This is a genomic window from Sporosarcina sp. FSL K6-6792 (assembly GCF_038004885.1).
GTDB lineage: Bacteria > Bacillota > Bacilli > Bacillales_A > Planococcaceae > Sporosarcina > Sporosarcina psychrophila.
Map to the genome: position 1 here is coordinate 1,383,335 of NZ_JBBOSA010000001.1, position 14,517 is coordinate 1,397,851.

The 14,517-nt window shown below is 42.3% G+C and carries 12 protein-coding genes; 1 reads left to right on the forward strand and 11 read right to left on the reverse strand.

Annotation, left to right across the window (positions count from 1 at the left end; genetic code table 11):
• Positions 1-12 precede the first annotated feature (12 nt).
• The 4 genes from MKZ26_RS06600 to citZ all read right to left on the reverse strand — a co-directional run bounded on the left by MKZ26_RS06600 (position 13) and on the right by citZ (position 4,089).
• On the reverse strand, positions 13-489 hold the full coding sequence (locus MKZ26_RS06600; protein ID WP_338652900.1) for a MaoC/PaaZ C-terminal domain-containing protein: 477 nt from the start codon (positions 487-489) through the stop codon (positions 13-15).
• Between the two features lie 92 nt (positions 490-581).
• On the reverse strand, positions 582-1,520 hold the full coding sequence (gene mdh, locus MKZ26_RS06605; RefSeq protein ID WP_187047308.1) for a malate dehydrogenase: 939 nt from the start codon (positions 1,518-1,520) through the stop codon (positions 582-584).
• 114 nt (positions 1,521-1,634) lie between these two features.
• Positions 1,635-2,903, reverse strand: coding sequence for an NADP-dependent isocitrate dehydrogenase (gene icd / locus MKZ26_RS06610; RefSeq protein ID WP_067207657.1), 1,269 nt, complete (start codon positions 2,901-2,903; stop codon positions 1,635-1,637).
• A 70-nt stretch (positions 2,904-2,973) separates the two neighbouring features.
• Positions 2,974-4,089, reverse strand: coding sequence for a citrate synthase (gene citZ, locus MKZ26_RS06615; RefSeq protein WP_067207654.1), 1,116 nt, complete (start codon positions 4,087-4,089; stop codon positions 2,974-2,976).
• Between the two features lie 184 nt (positions 4,090-4,273).
• Here citZ and MKZ26_RS06620 point away from each other — a divergent pair, with 184 nt between their 5' ends.
• On the forward strand, positions 4,274-5,248 hold the full coding sequence (locus MKZ26_RS06620; protein WP_340765235.1) for an AI-2E family transporter: 975 nt from the start codon (positions 4,274-4,276) through the stop codon (positions 5,246-5,248).
• Here the strand turns inward: MKZ26_RS06620 and MKZ26_RS06625 are convergent.
• The 7 genes from MKZ26_RS06625 to dnaE all read right to left on the reverse strand — a co-directional run bounded on the left by MKZ26_RS06625 (position 5,238) and on the right by dnaE (position 14,511).
• Positions 5,238-5,621, reverse strand: a complete 384-nt coding sequence (locus MKZ26_RS06625) for an FxsA family protein (RefSeq protein ID WP_340741811.1) — start codon at positions 5,619-5,621, stop codon at positions 5,238-5,240. The genes MKZ26_RS06620 and MKZ26_RS06625 overlap by 11 nt on opposite strands.
• A gap of 213 nt (positions 5,622-5,834) precedes the next feature.
• Entirely contained in the window at positions 5,835-7,595 is a 1,761-nt protein-coding gene (gene pyk, locus MKZ26_RS06630) for a pyruvate kinase (RefSeq protein WP_067207646.1), read from the reverse strand.
• A gap of 162 nt (positions 7,596-7,757) precedes the next feature.
• Entirely contained in the window at positions 7,758-8,717 is a 960-nt protein-coding gene (pfkA, locus tag MKZ26_RS06635; protein ID WP_067207620.1) for a 6-phosphofructokinase, read from the reverse strand.
• A 62-nt stretch (positions 8,718-8,779) separates the two neighbouring features.
• Complete coding sequence (gene accA / locus MKZ26_RS06640) at positions 8,780-9,733, reverse strand: acetyl-CoA carboxylase carboxyl transferase subunit alpha (protein ID WP_338652901.1); 954 nt, start codon at positions 9,731-9,733, stop codon at positions 8,780-8,782.
• A gap of 1 nt (position 9,734) precedes the next feature.
• Complete coding sequence (accD, locus tag MKZ26_RS06645; protein WP_445683402.1) at positions 9,735-10,595, reverse strand: acetyl-CoA carboxylase, carboxyltransferase subunit beta; 861 nt, start codon at positions 10,593-10,595, stop codon at positions 9,735-9,737.
• Positions 10,592-11,251 (reverse strand): FadR/GntR family transcriptional regulator, encoded by a 660-nt coding sequence (locus tag MKZ26_RS06650; protein WP_340765239.1) that lies wholly within the window; start codon positions 11,249-11,251, stop codon positions 10,592-10,594. The genes accD and MKZ26_RS06650 overlap by 4 nt, the downstream gene beginning before the upstream one ends.
• Positions 11,252-11,427: 176 nt before the next feature.
• On the reverse strand, positions 11,428-14,511 hold the full coding sequence (gene dnaE / locus MKZ26_RS06655; RefSeq protein ID WP_340765241.1) for a DNA polymerase III subunit alpha: 3,084 nt from the start codon (positions 14,509-14,511) through the stop codon (positions 11,428-11,430).
• Between the last annotated feature and the right edge of the window lie 6 nt (positions 14,512-14,517).

Sequence of the window (14,517 nt, forward strand, 5' to 3'; positions counted from 1 at the left end):
ATCAATCCCCCGTCAAAAGTTATCCATTGCTTGTGATGTAAGACGCTCTTCCACTTTTGGCGGAGTGACTGTCACTATTCCAGAAATAACGATATCTTCCTTTTCGTCACACGCTTCTATTGAAATGTCTATTGAGTTTTTTTCTTTATCAACATGAATTACTTCGAGCAAAAAATTGATAGTTGTATAGTGATACACAGCTTTTGGGAATGACAATTGCTGTTTCACGATATGTGAACCAGGCCCAGGTAAATACTTTGAAACGGCGGATGTCACAATCCCTGTCAGCATAATAGTTGGTACGATAGGCAATCCATAAGTCGTCTGTGAAGCGTAATCATGCTGGATATAGAGCGGGTTACTATCATTTGTTAGACCAAGATAGAGTAGGAGATCTTTATCTTCAATTTTCTCTGTCAATTTCAACTTTTCTCCAACAGTGATTTCCTCTATCTTTCTACCTAGACGTCTTTTCTTCCCTAGTATCAACTTATTTCCCCCTTTTAGTGTGATAATACAAGTTTATCAATAATCAGAATAAAAATCGAGTAGCATATGCTACTCGATTTTTATTAAAGATATTAGACAAGAACTTTCATAACAGCTTTAACTGATTCAGCAGAATTAGCCAATGCCGCCTTTTCGTCTTCAGTCAATTCAAGTTCGATGATTTTTTCGATACCGCCTGCGCCAAGCACAGTTGGAACACCAATGTAAATACCGTCAAGGCCGTACTCACCCTCAAGATATGCTATCGAAGGAAGTACACGTTTCTGATCTTTTAGAATCGCTTCAGCCATTTCAACAAGTGATGCGGCTGGTGCATAGTAAGCAGAACCATTACCAAGAAGGTTTACGATTTCTGCTCCACCTTTGCGTGTGCGATCTACGATTTCTTCAAGACGCTCAGGAGAGATCAACGTTTCAAGTGGAATACCACCCGCATATGAGTAGCGTACAAGTGGAACCATATCATCGCCATGACCGCCAAGAACGAAACCAGTGACGTCTTTAACAGACAAGTTCAATTCTTGCGCTACAAACGTACGGAAACGTGCAGTGTCAAGTACACCAGATTGTCCGATTACGCGTTCTTTCGGCAATCCTGATTCTTTGTATACTGTGTATGTCATAGCATCGACAGGGTTTGTCAATACAATGATGGTTGTATTCGGAGAATGTTTTACGATTTCACCTGTTACGATTTTCATGACTTTTTGGTTCGTCTGAACAAGGTCATCACGGCTCATACCTGGTTTGCGTGCAATACCAGCTGTGATAATGACGATATCAGAGTCTTTTGTATCCGCGTAATCTGAAGTTCCAATAATACTCGCGTCAAAACCTTGAATAGGTCCAGCTTCCATCATATCAAGAGCTTTCCCTTTTGTCGGATTTTCCATTTGTGGAATATCAACGATCACTACATCACAAAGCTCTTTTTGAGCTAAAAGAAATGCTGTAGTCGCACCCGTGAAACCAGAACCGATAACTGAGACTTTTTTACGTTGCATTGTCATGAGTTGTCTCTCCTTTTATTCATATGTATGAGGGGTTAAGCCCTCATTTAATCTACTATAAACCTTCAGCGGTGAAGAAAACCGAAGTCTTCTCCACCGCTAAAGTAGTAATAATTAAAGGTTTTTGATCAATTCATTTGCGAATTCAGATGCTTTCACTTCAGTTGCACCGTCCATAAGACGAGCAAAGTCGTATGTTACAACTTTAGAAACAATTGTTTTTTCGATTGAAGCAGTGATCATAGCTGCCGCTTCGTTCCATCCAAGGTGCTCAAGCATCAAGACGCCTGAAAGAAGGAGTGAAGAAGGGTTAACTTTGTCAAGTCCTGCATATTTCGGTGCAGTACCGTGAGTTGCTTCAAAGATTGCATGCCCAGTAATGTAGTTGATATTTGCTCCAGGAGCAATACCAATTCCACCAACTTGTGCAGCAAGTGCATCAGAAATATAGTCGCCGTTCAAGTTCATTGTTGCAACAACATCGAACTCTTTTGGACGTGTCAAGATTTGTTGCAAGAAGATATCAGCAATTGCATCTTTAACGATGATTTTGCCTGCTGCTTCAGCTTCAGCTTGTGCTTTGTTTGCAGCATCAGTTCCATCAGCATCTTTGATTTGATCATACTGGTTCCATGTGAAGACTTTATCGCCGAATTCTTGTTCAGCAACTTCATAGCCCCAGTTTTTGAATGCGCCTTCTGTAAACTTCATGATATTTCCTTTATGGACAAGCGTCAGTGACTTGCGGCCTTCTTTAATGATATAAGCAAGAGCAGCACGTACAAGACGTTTTGTACCTTCTTCAGAAATAGGTTTGATACCGATACCAGAAGTTTCTGGGAAGCGAATATTTTTAACACCCATTTCGTTTTGTAGGAATTCGATTACTTTTTTCGCTTCAGGTGTACCTTCTTTATATTCAATACCTGCATAGATATCTTCCGTATTTTCGCGGAAAATAACCATATCACAATCTTCAGGACGTTTAACTGGTGAAGGAACACCTTCAAAGTAACGTACTGGACGTAGGCAAGTGTAAAGATCCAATTCTTGGCGAAGCGCAACGTTCAATGAACGGAAACCGCCACCAATTGGCGTAGTAAGTGGTCCTTTAATAGCGATCAAATACTCATCGATTGTGTCTAGTGTTGCTTGTGGAAGCCATTCGCCAGTTTCGTTGAATGCTTTTTCCCCTGCAAGAACTTCTTTCCACACAAGCTTTTTCTTGCCGTCGTAAGCTTTATCAACAGCTGCTTCAAGTACGCGTGATGCTGAATGCCAAATATCCGGACCAGTACCGTCACCGATAATAAAAGGAATTGTTGCGTGATCAGGAACGTTTAAAACACCATTAGTTACTGTAATTTTTCCACCGTTAGTCATGAATAATTTCCTCCCAAATTCAAAATCAGAGGGCCGGCATATATCTATGCTGCCCCATGTATTTTCGTTCTTATCGTTCTTTAATTGGAACGTATTTTTGCATGCCCGGTCCCGTATAATCTGCACGAGGACGGATCAATCTATTGTTCGCATATTGCTCACGGATATGTGCAATCCATCCCGAAATACGAGATACTGCGAAAATCGGCGTGAATAAATCATGATCGATGTCGAGTGAATGATAGACAGAAGCCGAATAGAAATCGACGTTCGGCGGCAAATTCTTTTCGCCGGTAACAATTTCTTCGATTTTATTGGACATATTGTACCATTTCTCTTCGCCGCGAAGTTCAGTCAAACGCTTAGACATCTCACGCAGATGTTTCGCACGTGGATCACCTTTACGGTAGACACGGTGGCCGAAGCCCATGATTTTTTCTTTGTTATCCAATTTTGCACGGATATATGCTTCTACTTTGTCTTCTGAACCGATTTCCATCAGCATTTTCATTACTTGTTCGTTTGCGCCACCGTGAAGTGGTCCTTTAAGTGCACCAATCGCTGCTGTCACACCTGAATACATATCAGAAAGCGTAGCTACACAAACACGTGCTGTGAATGTAGATGCATTTAGCTCATGGTCTGCATGTAGGACAAGTGCTTTGTCGAATGCTTCAATTGCAATTGCTTCAGGCTGTTTTCCTGAAAGCATGTATAGGAAGTTTTCAGCATAGCCAAGTTCAGCTTTTGGAGCAACCGGCTCAAGGCCTTTACGGATACGTGAGAATGAAGTAACGAGTGTAGCGATTTTCGCTTGAAGCTTAATCGCTTTTTCGTAATTTGCTTCATCAGACATATCTTCTGCTTTTTCATCGTATAGTCCAAGTAGAGATACTGCAGTACGCAGTGCAGCCATTGGGTGTACTTCCCCAATTGGATACGTTTTGAAATGATTAAGTACTTCTTGAGGAACAGACATGTTCTCTGCAAGCTGTTTTTTCAGCTCTGCAAGCTCGTCCTCTTTTGGCAGACGCTGGTGCCAAAGAAGATAAATAACTTCTTCAAAGCTGGCGTTATCTGCAAGATCATCAATATCATAGCCGACATATGTAAGTGTGTCATCAATAATAGAACTGATTGCTGACTGTGTCGCTACGACTCCTTCCAACCCTTTGGTTGACGTCATATAAATCGCTCCCTCTTTCAGTACAGCTGTCCAATCTACAAAAAGGAGAAAGAAGAACAGCTAGTCTGCTAATACTAATTCGCTACTTAAAAACGCTTACAACGACCATTATAATCAATATTGTCATCTTTGTGAATGGATACGCTTGTTTTTGTTTTTAGATTTATAAAAAGGGGGACGGAAAATGCCGGAAAAGCGGAACAAGCAACAAGCATTTCAATCAATTTTCATGAAATGGTTGCCTGCTTTTTTGGCGGGTATTATCCTGTTCACTGTTCCCCCGGCGGCAATCGCTATCATTATCGCCTACTTCACTGCCCCTATCTTATCATCCGTCCGCTCAATGACCAAGCTTCCGCTTACAATTGCAACATTATTCGTTATGACACTTATGCTTTTTTTAATTAGCGCGTTCACTTTCATCGCAATCCATGGGCTTATTGACACCGTTCCAACTGTCGAACGCCATATAGCTCCATTCACACAAAATACCGACATCCCTAGCAAGCTATTCACTTTCCTCGAGGATAAAGTTGTAGAATATGGCCATGCGCTTTTAGAATACACCCTAACAATTATCAGTACCGTTTTTCAACAGTTATTCAGCTTGTTCATTTTCCTCGTTGCTTATTTTTTTGCCTTACGGGAATCCGGAAAAAACCGCTACTGGTTTCTAGTCTATTTCCCTAGCACCATACGCCTACCAGCAAAAGGTATGTTTACGAAATCCGGTAAACTTATCGGCACTTTCGTATCAGTAGAAGCCCGCTTATTCTTCCTGACATTCTGTATTATCTCAATAGGGTTCTTGCTTCTACGGTTCGAGTCACCCATTGGTAACGCTTTTCTTATCTCGCTGGCAGATAGTCTGCCATTCCTCGGTATCGGACTGTTCCTATTGCCCATGGCCGCTTTCTTCCTATACACAAACAATTTATATATAGGTATCTCACTTATTTTACTCTATCTATTCACCATGATAACTAGACAAATGGCCGAATCATACATGTGGGCATCCACTTTCCACCTAAAGCCCATTCATGCTTTTTTCATAACGGCTTCTTCCTTCTATTTATTCGGATTACCCGGTATTCTACTGACACCATTCTTACTTTTTACCGCACTGAAAGTCAGACAGCATCCTTTATTTACCGGATAACAATTTGTCCTTTTTTCATTTTATTATAAATCCAATTCTGAATAAATGGTCTGATACTATTTCTTGGTCCTTTGAAAAGGAGTAATAAGCCGACTAAGTCGGTAATGAATCCAGGCATGATTAGCAGAAGCCCCCCAAATAGGATACAAACACTATCAATAAGTGCATCTCCAGGTGTCTCCATAGCTGTCATACGCATTTTCAATTCAGTCCAAGCCTTCATACCTTGGCGTTTGGCGAGATATGCCCCTCCTATCCCCGTGATAAAGATAATAGCTATCGTGGGCAATAGACCTAGCGTCTTCCCTGAATAAATTAGTAAAGCAAGCTCAGCTGCCGGAACAGCAATAAATGTGAGTACTATCCATTTCATGCAAAATTCATCTCCTAAAAAAGGCTGCTTACCGAGCATTTCGGAAGCAGCCTTATCTTATTTATCCCGAATGGGTAGGACCAACGAGGAAGAATTGCAGTTCATTCCTCCCTGTTGGTTACTTAGGTTTTGCCACAGGACGTGGCGCACTCAGCCTAAGTTCTTTAAACAATCAGTGGGGGATGAAGAACCTCCTCTGATTGAAGATTAACTTTATAGAACGCTCGCGTGTCCATTATAGATAACGCCAGATTCAGCATCCATCGTAATTTCCTTGCCATGTTGGATAAGCTCGGTAGCATTTTCAACTCCGACAATTATCGGTATACCTAAACTGAGTCCGACAATTGCACCATGACTTGTCAATCCGCCTTCTTCCGTAATGAGTCCTGCGCATTTCTCGATGGCAGGCATCATATCACGATCAGATGCGTTCGTTACAAGAATAGCTCCTTCTGTATCATACGCCAATGCTTCAGCTGCATTTTTGGCTACAACAGTTCGACCATAAGCTACATCTTTGCCAATTCCTTGTCCTCGTGCAAGCAAATCACCTATGACATGTATTTTCATCAAGTTCGTTGTTCCCGCTTCACCAACTGGAACACCTGCTGTAATGATAACCACATCACCATGTCCGACATATTGATGTTTAACACTCTCTTCTACAGACTCTTGCAAGATTTCATCAATCGAAGAAGCTTTTTTTCCAACTATCGGGTAGACGCCCCAGATAAGTGATAGTTTTCTTGAACACATTTCAGATGACGTTACTGCAATAACTGGGCAACCTGGACGATATTTGGCAATCATTTTAGCTGTGTGACCACTTTCTGTTGGGGCAAGGACAGCCTTCACTTTCAAGTTGATAGCCGTGTATGCTGCAGCTTGTCCAATCGCTTCAGTCATATTACCATGTTTTTCTCGTCGACGTGTCGACACTACAGAGCGATAATCGATGGCAGCTTCCGTAGTAAGCGCAATTCGATCCATCGTTTGGACTGATTCGACGGGATAAATTCCTGCTGCCGTCTCTCCTGACAGCATAATTGCATCGGTACCGTCAAAAATCGCATTCGCTACATCGCTCGCTTCTGCACGTGTAGGACGCGGGTTACGCTGCATCGAATCAAGCATTTGTGTTGCCGTGATAACCGGTTTACCCGCCTGGTTACACTTCTCAATCAAATTTTTCTGGACAAGTGGTACTTCTTCTGGTGGTATTTCTACACCCAGATCACCACGCGCTACCATAAGACCATCTGAAACATTCAATATTTCATCGATATTGTCGACGCCTTCTTGGTTTTCAATCTTCGGAATAATTTGTAGGTTCGAGCCGTTGTTGTTCTCAAGAAGGGCACGGATTTCCATAACATCGGAAGCCCGTCTTACGAATGAGGCAGCTATGAAGTCGACACCTTCCCTAATACCAAACAGGATATCTTCTGCATCTTTTTCCGTCATTCCAGGAAGTTGTACTGAAACACCCGGTATGTTAACGCCCTTATTATTGCTTAATGACCCCGAATTAATGATTAGTGTATGAATTAACCCTCGTGCTACGTCTTTACCAGTAACTTCTAATTGGATTAGACCATCGTCTAAAAGAATGACAGAACCCTCGTTTACATCTTCAATAAGTTTATCGTAACTTACTGAAAATACATCATTGTTTCCTTCGACTTGCGTCATGGAAATATCAATTTTTTGTCCTGTTACAAGTTCCAACTTTCCATTCATCATAGAATGCGTCCGAATTTCTGGTCCTTTAGTATCTAATAGAATCCCAACAACTTTGCCTTTTTCACGTGCGACTTTTCTAATGGAATCGATACGAGCTTTATGTTCCGCATGATTACCATGGGAAAAATTCAGCCTCGCTACATTCATACCAGCCTCAATAAGTTGTTCCAATAATTCCGGTGATTCACTTGCAGGGCCAATCGTACATACTATTTTCGTTTTTCTCATCAAATATCGCCTCTTTTAGTTTTTTTAACAACCCAATTAATTGCACCCAGATTTTAAATAGTGCTCGCTCGATTCAGCCGACATTTTGATGCCCTCTGAATTACTGACTTCGTTCGCGTTTGTCTTCCCACGTATAAAGCAGGGAATTTTTGCTACATAAAGTTAAATAGACAATTCGTTGGACAGCTTGTACATTTCCATATCCAAACCATTTGATTGTTCGAAAACATCTGTCAACTCATAGTCTACCACCACATGATTTCGCATGCCAATCGCAATGCCACCGCGTCCTTCTTTCAATACTTCTACAGCTTTTGCTCCGTACTGACTTGCAATGACACGATCACGTGCAGAAGGTGAACCCCCTCGCTGAATATGTCCAAGCACTGATATACGTGTTTCAATATCTGCTTCGCGCTTCAATATTTCAGCAAGCTCTGCGGCCGACATAACCCCTTCAGCTACAATAATGATACTATGCTTTTTACCTCGTCCCTTACCGCTTTTCAGCCGTTCGATGATCGTAGGCAATTCATACTTCTCTTCCGGTACAAGAATCGTTTCAGCACCGCCAGCCAGTCCCGCCCATAAGGCAAGGTCTCCAGCATCGCGTCCCATAACTTCAATAATGAATGTACGTTCATGAGATGTAGCAGTATCGCGAATCTTATCGATGGCATCAATGACTGTATTCAATGCCGTATCAAAACCGATTGTCAGTTCAGTGCCATTGATATCATTATCTATTGTTGCTGGAACACAGACACATGGCAGACCAAGAGCCGTTAATTCAAGTGCACCTCTGAACGAACCATCGCCGCCAATGACGACTAAAGCTTCAATCCCGTTCAACTTCAATTGTTTCAGTGCTTTTTGACGGCCTTCGAGCGTCCGGAATTCAGCGCTGCGGGCTGACCGTAATATGGTCCCGCCCCGTTGAATTATATCACCCACGGAACCCAGTTGTAGAAGTTCGATTTTTCCTTCGATTAATCCTTGATAACCATTGAAAACGCCTGCAACTTCAAGTCCTTCATAAATTGCTTTCCGAACAACTGCACGAACTGCAGCATTCATCCCAGGCGCGTCTCCCCCACTTGTCAACACAGCAATCTTCTTCATTGAAATCACTCCTATGTAGATTTTTATGAACACGAAAAAATGCGGTCACCCGCATCTTTCTTTTATTCAGAAAAAACGCCTATACAGCGAAATTTATCATAACGATGGTCAACTAAACCTTTACCATCTAGCGTTCCTAATTCATCCAACGAAGTTCGAATTGCATTCCCGATACTAATAGCTTGCGCTTTCGAATCACGATGCGCACCACCTCGAACTTCTGGAATAATATCATCGATAATTCCCATTTCTTTCAAGTGTGGAGCTGTTATCTTCATAGCTTCGGCAGCTTGTTTGGCAAGACTTGAATCTTTCCAAAGAATGGTAGCGGCTCCTTCAGGTGAAATAACAGAGTAAGTTGAGTGCTCAAGCATATGAATATGATTTGCCACCCCAAGTGCCAGCGCTCCGCCACTCCCGCCTTCTCCGATGACGATAGAAATAACCGGAACAGTCAAGCCAGCCATTTCAACAAGATTACGTGCAATCGCTTCGCTTTGTCCCCGCTCTTCAGCCGCCTTGCCAGGAAAAGCACCTTTCGTATCGATGAAACAAATGATTGGTCTGCCGAATTTCTCAGCCTGTTTCATAAGGCGCAATGCTTTCCTATACCCCTCAGGATGCGGCATTCCGAAATTCCGTTTAACGTTTTCTTTTGTGTCTTTCCCACGCTGATGGCCGATAACTGTTATTGGAACCGATTCAAATGAAGCGATCCCCCCCACAATTGCTGCATCATCACCATAGGCCCGATCCCCGTGCAGTTGCATAAAATCTTCAAACAACATATTGATATAGTCAATTGTAGTTGGACGTTCCGGATGCCTTGCCACTTGAACACGGTCCCATGGTTCCATATTCTCATATATTTCTTCTTCCAAGTTCTTCAAACGAACCTTTAACGTTCCGATTTCATCTGAAAGGTCAACCGAATTGTTCGCCGTGAACTCTTCAAGTTCTACGATTTTCTCGCGCAGCTTGACGATTGGTTCCTCGAATTTCAACGTTTTCCCCATTTCAGTTAGCCCCTTTCACGTGAAGTCGAACAATCTTAGATATAGTTTCTTTCATATCCGTACGATGAACGACTGCATCCAGTTGGCCGTGGTCCAGGAGAAATTCTGCTGTTTGGAAGTCGTCTGGCAATTTTTCTCTAACAGTCTGTTCGATAACGCGTCTACCTGCAAACCCTATGAGAGCTTTTGGCTCCGCGATATTAATATCACCAACAGATGCGAAACTTGCTGACACGCCGCCTGTCGTTGGGTATGTCATGACTGATATATATAACAAACCTTCACTGGCATGTCGTGTAAGTGCGACACTTGTTTTCGCCATTTGCATGAGTGATAACACACCTTCCTGCATACGTGCCCCACCGCTCGCAGAAAAGATAATCATTGGAATGCCAAGTGCAGTCGCTTTTTCGACTGCGCGGGTAATCTTTTCACCAACAACCGACCCCATCGAGCCCATACGGAAATGTGAATCCATAATAGCTACAGCAATTTCCAGTCCATCGATTTTACCTGTTCCAGTAAGAACTGCCTCATTCAAACCCGTTTTTCTCGAATCTGACTCAACTTTTTCAGTGTAAGCAGGAAAATTAAGTGGATTTTCTGTCTTCAAATGATCGTCAATTGATTTGAATGTCTCTTCATCGAATAGACAAGCTACACGTTCTGCTGCTGTCATCTTCAAATGATGATCACATTTCGGGCAGACTTTCATTAGTTTGATTAGATCTTTTGTTAAAATAATATTTTTACATTCTGGACACTTTGTCATAATTCCTTCTGGTACATCATTTTTAGCGTCAACGGAAGGTATTGTCGTCGTATGCTTTTTTCTATTTTTCATAAATAGATCGCGAATCATTTATTATTGTCCCCTCTTTCACTTTCAACTAGTTCAATCCATTCAGAATAGGCTTCCAACGTGGCAATCATGTTGCCATCACTCAAGTTTAGAAGCAACATTTTCACACTATCGTTTTCATCAACTTTTGTCATTTCACTGAATGGTACTTTACTATATTGTTTTAATAAAAACCAAATTTTAAGCGATAATCGATTTCCCGCTGCAACAATCATCTCACGGACAAGGTCCTCTCGTAAAATCTCCCCATCCTGATCAATTTTTTTCAGCAAGCTCTCCCATACTGGTAATGCCCGTAATGCACTGTCCTTACATATAGCGAGGATTGCCGCCGTTTCGTGAATTCTCCGTGTTTCCTGAACATCGATGACGGAATCGGGCTGTTGCATGATGAAAGCTGCAAGGACTTCAACAAGTTGATGCTTCCTGAAATCGACAAGGAACGTACCTTCACCACGCCGAGTTTCGATAAGCCCGAGCAGTTCCAAACTTCGTAACGCTTCACGAACCGTGGATCTTCCTGCCTGCAGACGTTCTGCCAGTTCACGTTCGGAAGGTAGCTTTCCACCGGTTTCAATGCCCTCTTCTTTAATTATCGATTTAAGTTCACCGACAATATCTAGAAACATTTTCGACGATGGTTTTGGATTTTGCATGCGTGGACCCCTTTGGAAATAGACATGATGATAAGTGGTCTGACCACTCCTGCCTTTAGCATACAGAAAACGATGCTGAACGTAAAGTGAAAGATGGAAATCGAATCAAACCGTAATACACAACACATACTTTTATGCAACGATTAAGAGACATGCCTGTTATATCAGCATGCCTCTTAACTGCCTTTCGTTTGTTGAACAAGTATTTGTGGCTTCCCTCTACGACGTTCGACAGTTCCTTCTACATGAATTATCGCCATTTCAGTAAGCTGACTTTCTGAAATCATATACTGTTTCGGGAATAATGTACAAGAAATTTGTCCCGTCTCATCTTGAATCGTAACAAATGCCATAGATTCCCCTTTTTTTGTTCTTATTCGTTTTATCTCAGTAATCAGACCCACCATTTTCACATATGCGCGGTCTGGAATTCCATCAATTGAAGTAATGGTATGGAATCCACCACCTGCCGCTTTTTTCACTTCTGCTGCAGGGTGTTCTGAAAGATAGAAGCCAAGTACTTCTCTTTCATATTCGAGTAGCGTCATGCGGGGCAGTGTGCCACCCGGAGAATATTTTGGGCTCGCCACCGAACGAAGCACTTCACTTAATAAATCATCGCCATCATCAGGGCGGATGAACAATGCATGAGATATCGCCGCGTCAATTGAAGCGATCAAAATAGCCCGTGATTCTCCAAACTCATCGAGTGCCCCTGCTTTTACAAGTGGCCGAATCGCCTTCTCAGTAAATACATCCCCACCGACTGATGCTGCCATATCAAATAATGTCTTCCAATTACCACCAGACTTCCTTGCACGCTTTATAGCATCGTAAAATGTAGGCGTCACACCTTTGATAGCGCCAAGTCCAATCCGAATTGAGCCTTTTTCAACTGTATACATATATTTACTGTGCTTAATAGATGGCGGTAAAATCTTAACGCCCGCCGCCTCAGATTCGCGCATTAACTCCATTGCCTTGTCATTATTTCCAGTCATTGATGAAAGGAGTGCAGCATAAAAATAAGCGGGTTCATTCGCTTTTAAATAAGCAAGCCGGTACGAGATAAGGGAATAGGCAACAGCATGGCTTTTCGGAAATCCGTAGTCCGCAAACTTTACAATAAGATCATAAATTGCAACAGCGGAATTTTCCGGAAAACCATTTTCAAGAGCTTTTTGCGTGAAATGAGTTCGTTCCTTTTCTAGATTCTCCCGATTTTTCTTACTTACAGCACGCCTTAACAAATCCGCTTCACCCATCGTAAATCCTGCCACGCGGACTGCGATTTCCATGATTTGTTCTTGATAGACGATAACTCCATAGGTTTCTTTCAAAACAGATTCAAGTTGCGGATGAATATACGTTATTTTTTCATTATCATTTTTACGCCTGCTATACAATGGAATATTGTCCATCGGTCCTGGTCTATAAAGTGCATTAATTGCAAAGATATCTTCAAATTTATTCGGTCGAATCAAACGAAGGGCATCTCTCATTCCATCCGATTCAAACTGAAAGATCCCTGTCATATCTCCCGCCCTAAAAAGCTCAAAGGTTTTTTCATCGTTTAGGGGAATCTTTTCAAAATCCAAGCGAATTCCTCTGTCATAAGTAATCATTGATCTGATACGGTCTAATAAAGTTAAATTACGCAGACCTAAGAAGTCCATTTTCAATAAACCTTGTTCTTCAACATCTCCCATCGGCCATTGGGTAAGATAAATTCCATCCGCACCACTTTGAAGCGGTACCACCTCAACAAGCGGGACAGGCGATAAAATCACACCAGCAGCATGTGTAGATGCGTTACGGGGTAATCCTTCAAGACGAATTGCTGCTTTCAACCAATCATTTCGTAGCGGGTCAATTGCGATCCAATCTTGCAGCGCCTTCGATTCTGCAACTGCCGCTTCAAGCGTAATTCCATGTCTATTAGGAATTTCCTTCGATAAATAAGCCATTTCTTCATTTGAAAAGTCAAACACACGTGCCACATTTCGAGCAACCGATCTGGCAGAAAGCGTGCCAAACGTAATGATTTGCGCGACATTTGTCTTCCCGTATTTCTGTGCAACATAGTCAATTACTTCCGCACGTCGATTATCCGCAAAGTCAATATCAATGTCCGGCATTGTTACCCGGCCCGGATTTAGAAATCGTTCAAAAATGAGCCTATATTTAATCGGATCAACATCTGTGATGCCAAGCGCATAAGCAACGAGCGATCCGGCCGAAGACCCCCGCCCTGGACCCGTCAAGATAGCATTTTCTTTAGCGTAACGCATAAAATCTTCGACAATCAGGAAGTAATCGGCAAAGCCCATTTCACTAATTACACTAATTTCATAACGGAGTCGTTTTTCATATGCCTCATCCACTTTGCCTAGTCGTTTTTGCAAACCCGTCATTCCATTTTGCTCCAACAAACTTGTCGCCGTTTCTCCCGCCGGAACTGGAAACACAGGCATAAGCGATTGACTAGGAGGCAATTCTGCATCACACGCCAAGAGGATACTTGACGTATTTGTAAGCCACTCTGGTCTGTCTGAGAACCATTCAGCAAGCTCAGCTTCTTCTGGTAGATATGCTGCCTTGTGACGGTTTTCAGGCCTAGCAGGGTCATTCAGCTTGAATCCTGTCCGAATTGCTTCCGCAACTTCATAAGCGAATGCATCCCCCTTGTCGGTGTACCGGCTTTCATAAACCGCAACGATAGGCGTATTGGTTACATCTGCAATTTTCTCAATTAATTCTTCATCAGGATGTCTGACGCCTTCTGTCCTAGCAACACCAATGAATATCGATGACTTGTCGCAATCCTTTATGACGCGCTGGAACACTTCTTCGTTATGTGATAGTGAAGGCCCCCAGGATATATCCGTCAACGGACAAACGATGATACAGCCTTTGCTGTATGCTTTCAACCATTGTAGCGGCAGTGTTTCAGACTCTCTTACGGAAACGGCACTGCTCATCTTCAACAAATTTCGATAACCTTCATCATCTTTTGCGTAAACGTAAAGAAGAGCAACTACCCCTTCTTCAATTTCTAAAAAGATAGATAATCCTATAACCGGACGAATTCCGTATTTTTTCATCACCTTATAAAATGACCGAATACCGTACAACTTCGAGTTAACGATCGCGACGGCTTTAGCCCCTCTCCTTTTCAGAAGCGGGGCTAAATAATCTAGTTTATTAATTCCACGCAGAAGATCGGCGCCAGTTACTACTTGCGGATAGACAAGTGTCAATGCAAT